The organism is Deinococcus rhizophilus (genome assembly GCF_030271215.1).
GTDB classification, from domain to species: Bacteria; Deinococcota; Deinococci; order Deinococcales; family Deinococcaceae; genus Deinococcus; species Deinococcus rhizophilus.
In genome coordinates, this window is the sequence record NZ_JASNGB010000208.1 from 1 (window position 1) to 4,786 (window position 4,786).

At 73.6% G+C, this 4,786-nt stretch carries 5 protein-coding genes and 1 pseudogene; 2 read left to right on the plus strand and 4 right to left on the minus strand.

Annotated elements, in window-relative coordinates; genetic code table 11:
• The 3 genes and pseudogenes from QOL99_RS15105 to QOL99_RS15115 all read right to left on the minus strand — a co-directional run.
• On the minus strand, positions 1–457 hold a 457-nt coding region (locus QOL99_RS15105), incomplete at its 3' end, for a DNA glycosylase AlkZ-like family protein (protein ID WP_285525037.1).
• A gap of 415 nt (positions 458–872) precedes the next feature.
• A pseudogene (locus tag QOL99_RS15110) lies at positions 873–1,561 on the minus strand (DNA-3-methyladenine glycosylase).
• A 9-nt stretch (positions 1,562–1,570) separates the two neighbouring features.
• Entirely contained in the window at positions 1,571–1,933 is a 363-nt protein-coding gene (locus QOL99_RS15115) for a hypothetical protein (protein ID WP_285525039.1), read from the minus strand.
• Positions 1,934–2,053: 120 nt separating this feature from the next.
• On the opposite strand from QOL99_RS15115, the gene QOL99_RS15120 reads away from it, so the two are divergent.
• Positions 2,054–2,851, plus strand: coding sequence for a DUF937 domain-containing protein (locus QOL99_RS15120; RefSeq protein WP_285525041.1), 798 nt, complete (start codon positions 2,054–2,056; stop codon positions 2,849–2,851).
• A 60-nt stretch (positions 2,852–2,911) separates the two neighbouring features.
• Here the strand turns inward: QOL99_RS15120 and cysK are convergent, their stop codons facing one another.
• The gene (gene cysK, locus QOL99_RS15125) at positions 2,912–3,871 is read right to left on the minus strand and encodes a cysteine synthase A (protein WP_285525042.1); all 960 of its coding nucleotides are present in this window, start codon (positions 3,869–3,871) and stop codon (positions 2,912–2,914) included.
• Positions 3,872–3,984: 113 nt separating this feature from the next.
• Between cysK and QOL99_RS15130 the strand changes: the two genes are divergently transcribed.
• A partial coding sequence (locus tag QOL99_RS15130; protein WP_285525043.1) for a S41 family peptidase occupies positions 3,985–4,786 on the plus strand: 802 nt, incomplete at its 3' end.

Below are 4,786 nucleotides of genomic sequence, written 5' to 3' on the forward strand. Positions count from 1 at the left end.
GGTGCAGGGCGCCGAGCGCCCGCGTGCTCGCCGCCGACTGCCCGCCCCAGGCGTTCGCCACCCGGCCCCGGCCCAGCAGTGCCGCCACCTCGCGGGGGTGGACCTCGGCCCGCTCACGCAGGAGGAGGCGCACCTCGTCCAGCAGATCCGGGTGCTCGCGCTCGATGCGGGTCTGGCCCACCTCGCGCGGGTGGAGGAGCGCCTGCACCCGCCGGGGCACGAAGCCGTAGTTGGGGAGCATGTCCTCCTCGGCGTCGAGCGTGGGATAGAGGCGTTCGAGGTCGCCTGCCCGGTAGCCGCGAACCCGCTGCATCAGGGTCAGGTCCTGGGCGCGGGCCGGGGCGCGGATGGGGTCGGCCTGGAGGAAGCCCATCTGGCTCAGGGCGGCCTGGGCGGAAGGCTGGCGGGTCAGGGTGCGGTGGGCCAGGGCACGGAGGGCGGCGGGCGTGAGGGGCATGGGGGGAGGGTAATGGGTGGGGCTGTGGGTTGGGGCAGGGCATCCTGAGTGCGGTTTGCCCCCACCCCCAGCCCCTCCCCCCAGGGGGGGCAGGGGAGCTTTTCGCTGCGCTCGGCCAGGGCAGGTGGGCGGCGCGGGCAGGACGGGTTCTTCAAGGGCAACGTTTGATCCTGGTGCGGCCCGTCTGCGGCCACCGTCTCGCTGCGCGAGCCGACGTGGGGAAGACGGTGCGAGAGCCGTTCGCCCACACCTGCGCGGCGTCCGCTGTGCCCGTTTTTAAGGAGGCTTCAGCTTGAGCGTGGTGACCCCTCGTCCCTTGCGCGTGACTCGTAGAGCCGCGAGGCGGAGGGGCGTTGCGAAGCAACGGGGTGAGGGGGCGACGGGGCAAACGCCTCCGCCCCCCACTCCCTTCCCCTCACAGCTCCATGCTGGGCACCCCCGGCGACACCCAGGGATTGCCCCGAATCAGGAAGCGCCAGGGCAGGTTCTTGCCTGCCAGCAGGCCGACGCGGGCGGTGACACCGACCTCCTCGTCGGGAACGGGGGGGCCGGGGAGAAGGTGCAGGGCCGGGCCATCGACCGGCTGTCCGGCGATCTGTTCAGGATTCAATCCCAGCGCGTAGACGAGCTTGGCGGGGCCGTTGGTCAGGTCGCGCTCGCGGGTCACCGGNGTCCGGCGATCTGTTCAGGATTCAATCCCAGCGCGTAGACGAGCTTGGCGGGGCCGTTGGTCAGGTCGCGCTCGCGGGTCACCGGGCGGTGGGTCAGCATGTGGCCGACACCCTCCAGCGGTTCCAGCGCCCGGATCAGCACGCTGGCCGAGACGCCTTCTTCCCGGCAGGCGACCTGCAGCAGGGGGTGGCCGTGGGCTGTCCAGAAGAGCCAGTGGCCGGGCGGGATCGCCATCGCCAGGGTCCGGACGGCGTGGAAGCGTCCGGCGGTGCAGGCGGGGTCGCGGGGGCAGTCGTAGGCCTCGGCCTCGACCACCCGGCCCGCGAGCACCTCGCCGCCCGGCAGCACCCGCACCAGGGTCGCGCCCAGCAGCTCACGCGCCGCCCGCACCGGGTCACGGCCAAAGAAGGTGGGAGAGAGGGGCGCAGGCACGTGGGCAGGCTAACGTTCCGGAGTCAGGAAGGCCATCACCAGCAGCGCCAAGCTGCCCAGGGCCAGCATCCCCACGTCCAGCGCTTGCAGGGACTGTCCCTCGGCCAGCCTCAGCGCCACGCGCCCCAGCGCCTGCACCACCGGCAGCGCGAACACCGCCAGGAAAAACGGTTTCAGCGGCGGCCCGGCTCGCCCGCGCGACCGCCGCAGCGCGGCCAGGCACCCCGCCAGGGGCAGCAGCGTCAGCCCGATCAGCCCGGCCCGCAGCGCCTCATGCTCTGGCCCCACGGCGAGGGCCAGCACACTGAGCAGCGTGGCAGCCGCAAGAAGGACCGTCAGCAGGACCGGAGTGGAGACGGCGGGCCGAGTCATGCCCCAGCCTACCCGCCCCCGAAGGTCAGCGAACCCTCAACCCTTCCTTTCCCGCCGCGCCGGGGCCAGCACCTAGCCTGCGGGCGCACTTCCGCACTCACCCACAGGAGGCAGACCCCCATGATGGATATTTTCAACATGCTCGGCGGCATGGGCCAGGCCCAGACCACCCTCGGACAGCGGCTCGGCACCTCGCCCCAGCAGACCGAGGCGGCGATGGAGGCCGCCATTCCGCTGCTGCTCGGCGCGATGACCCGCAACGCCCAGGACCCCCGGGGAGCGCAGGCGCTCGCGGGAGCCCTCGACCAGCACGACGGCCGGGCGCTCGACTTCTTCGGGCAGGGCCAGGCACCCGACCCCTCGGAGGGGCAGCGGATTCTGGGGCACGTCTTCGGCGGGCAGCAGCAGGCCGCCGCGCAGGCGGTGGGGCGCCGCGCCGGAATCGACCCGCAGCTCGCCATGCAACTGCTCTCGATGGCCGCGCCGCTGGTGCTGGCCTATCTCAGCCGCCGCCGTCAGGGCGGGATGGGACAGGGCCAGACGGGCGGCTTTCCCGGCGGTCAGGCCGGGGGCATGGGCGGCATCGACATCGGCAGCATTCTGGGCGGTCTGCTCGGCGGCGGCCTGGCCGGGGCCGGGAGCGGCATGGGCGGCGGCCTCGGCGGGATGCTGGGGGGCGGTCAGGATCAGGGCTACGGGCACGGCCAGGCCGGGCGGATGGGGGGCGGACAGGTCATCCCCGGCTACACGCACACCCCGGCGCAGAATCCCCTCGGGCACCCCGGCCACTCCGGCACCGGGCAGATGGGCGGGGACCTCGGCGGCATGGTGGGCAGCCTCAACAGCGCCCTCGACCGCGACGGCGACGGCAACGCCCTCGACGACCTGATCGGGATGTTCGGGGGCCGCAGGCGGTAGGGGAGCGGCCAGCCACAGAAAAGCCCCGGCTCAGGCTGGGGCTTTTTGCTGCTCGGGCCGCTACTGCTCCACGCGCTCGCGCGAGTACGGCTTGAGTCCCCTGGGCGTCCCCGGCCGGTCCGGGTCAAAGAGGCTGGTCGTGAGGTACCGCGCCCCGGTGTCGCAGGCGATGGTCGCCACCCGCTTCCCCGGCCCCAGGCGGCGGGCCACCTCCAGCGCGGCCCAGGCCATCGCGCCGCTGCTCATGCCCACGAAGATGCCTTCCTCGCGGGCCAGCCGCCGGGCCAGGGGATAGGCGTCCTCCTCCCAGACGGGCATCACCTCGTCGATCACCGAGCGGTCGAGGTTGGGCGGGATAAAGCCCGGCCCCATCCCCTGAAAGCCGTGTTCGCCGCGCTCGCCGCCCGAGAGCACGTTGCTGCGGGCGGGCTCCACCGCGATCACCCGGACTGCGGGGTCCTGCCGCTTGAGAAACCGTCCGACCCCGCTGATGGTGCCGCCCGTGCCCGACCCGTACACGAAGGCGTCGATCCGGCCCTCCATCTGCTCCCACAGCTCGGGGCCGGTGGTGCGCTCGTGGGTCTGCGGGTTGGCGGGGTTGGAGAACTGCCCCAGCATGACGGCGCCCGTCTCATGAGCGATGCGCTCGGCTTCCTCGATGGCGGCGAGCATCCGGCGCTCGGGGTCGGTCAGGACCAGTTCGGCGCCGTAAGCCTGCAGGGTGCGCTTGCGTTCCTCGCTCATCTGGGCGGGCATGCACAGGATCAGCCGGTAGCCCCGCGCCGCCGCGACCTGCGCCAGCCCGATGCCGGTGTTGCCGCTGGTGGGCTCGACCAGGGTGCCGCCCGGCTTCAGCACGCCGCGTTCCTCGGCGTCGGTCACCAGCCCCAGCGCGGTGCGGTCCTTGATGGAGCCGCCGGGATTGAGGCCCTCCAGTTTCACGAACACGTCTGCCATGCCCGGCTCGGTCACCCGTCCCAGCTGCACGAGCGGCGTCTTTCCGACCAGCGCGTCAATCATGGGGGGAAGCATAGAGCGCCCGGCGGCCCGCCTTCAGGAGCCGGGGGCGCTATTGGGCCGCCCGCGAGCAGGTGGGGGAACGTTCGGGGCCGCCGCGCCGTACCCTGGCAGTGATGCGTTCCCACCTGCGCCGCGCCCTCGCCCTGCCGGGCCTGATGACCCTGGGGCTGGCCGGAGCAGGAGGCACGGGCAGCCCGCCCCCTGTGGACGCCTTCGCGCTCTATGACGCGGCGGCCCGCTTGCTGCGGACCCACTACGCCGGGCCACGGATGGGAGAGGTGGGCCGCCTGCTGGCCGGGGAGAGGACCGACCTCGTCCGTCAGTGCGCGGGACAGGCCCGCTGCCCCGAGTCCCAGGGCCGCGCCGCCGTGCAGGCCGTTCTCGCGGCGCTGGGAGACGGACACACCCGGCCCCTCTGGAACGTTCCCCTGCACCCCGCCCTGCCCCCGGCCGCCCTGGACCCCCGGCTGCGCCCCACCCTGCGCTGGGAGGGCAAGGTCGCCGTGATCGGTCTGCCCGAATGGTTCGAGGTCGGGATGGGCACGGCCTTCCGCGAGGTGGTGGGGCAGGCGGCGGCGCGGGGAGCGGCCGGGCTGGTGGTGGACCTCCGCGAGAACCCCGGCGGGGTGCTGGACGAGTGCCTCGCGGCGGCGCAGGTGCTGGCCGGGGACCGGGTGAACCTGATCGGCGTGGGCCGCAGCGGGGCGGCGATCTACGACTGGCGCACCACCGCGCAGGCGCAGACGGCCCGCGCGTGGCCGCGCTGGACCGGACCCCTCACGCTGCTGGTCTCGCCGGACACGGCGTCGTGCGGCGAACTCCTGGCCTACTGGGGCCAGCAGGCGGGCGGCACGGTGGTCGGCCTGCCCACCCGGGGCCTGCTGAACACCCTCGCGCGGGACTTCGCGCTGCCGG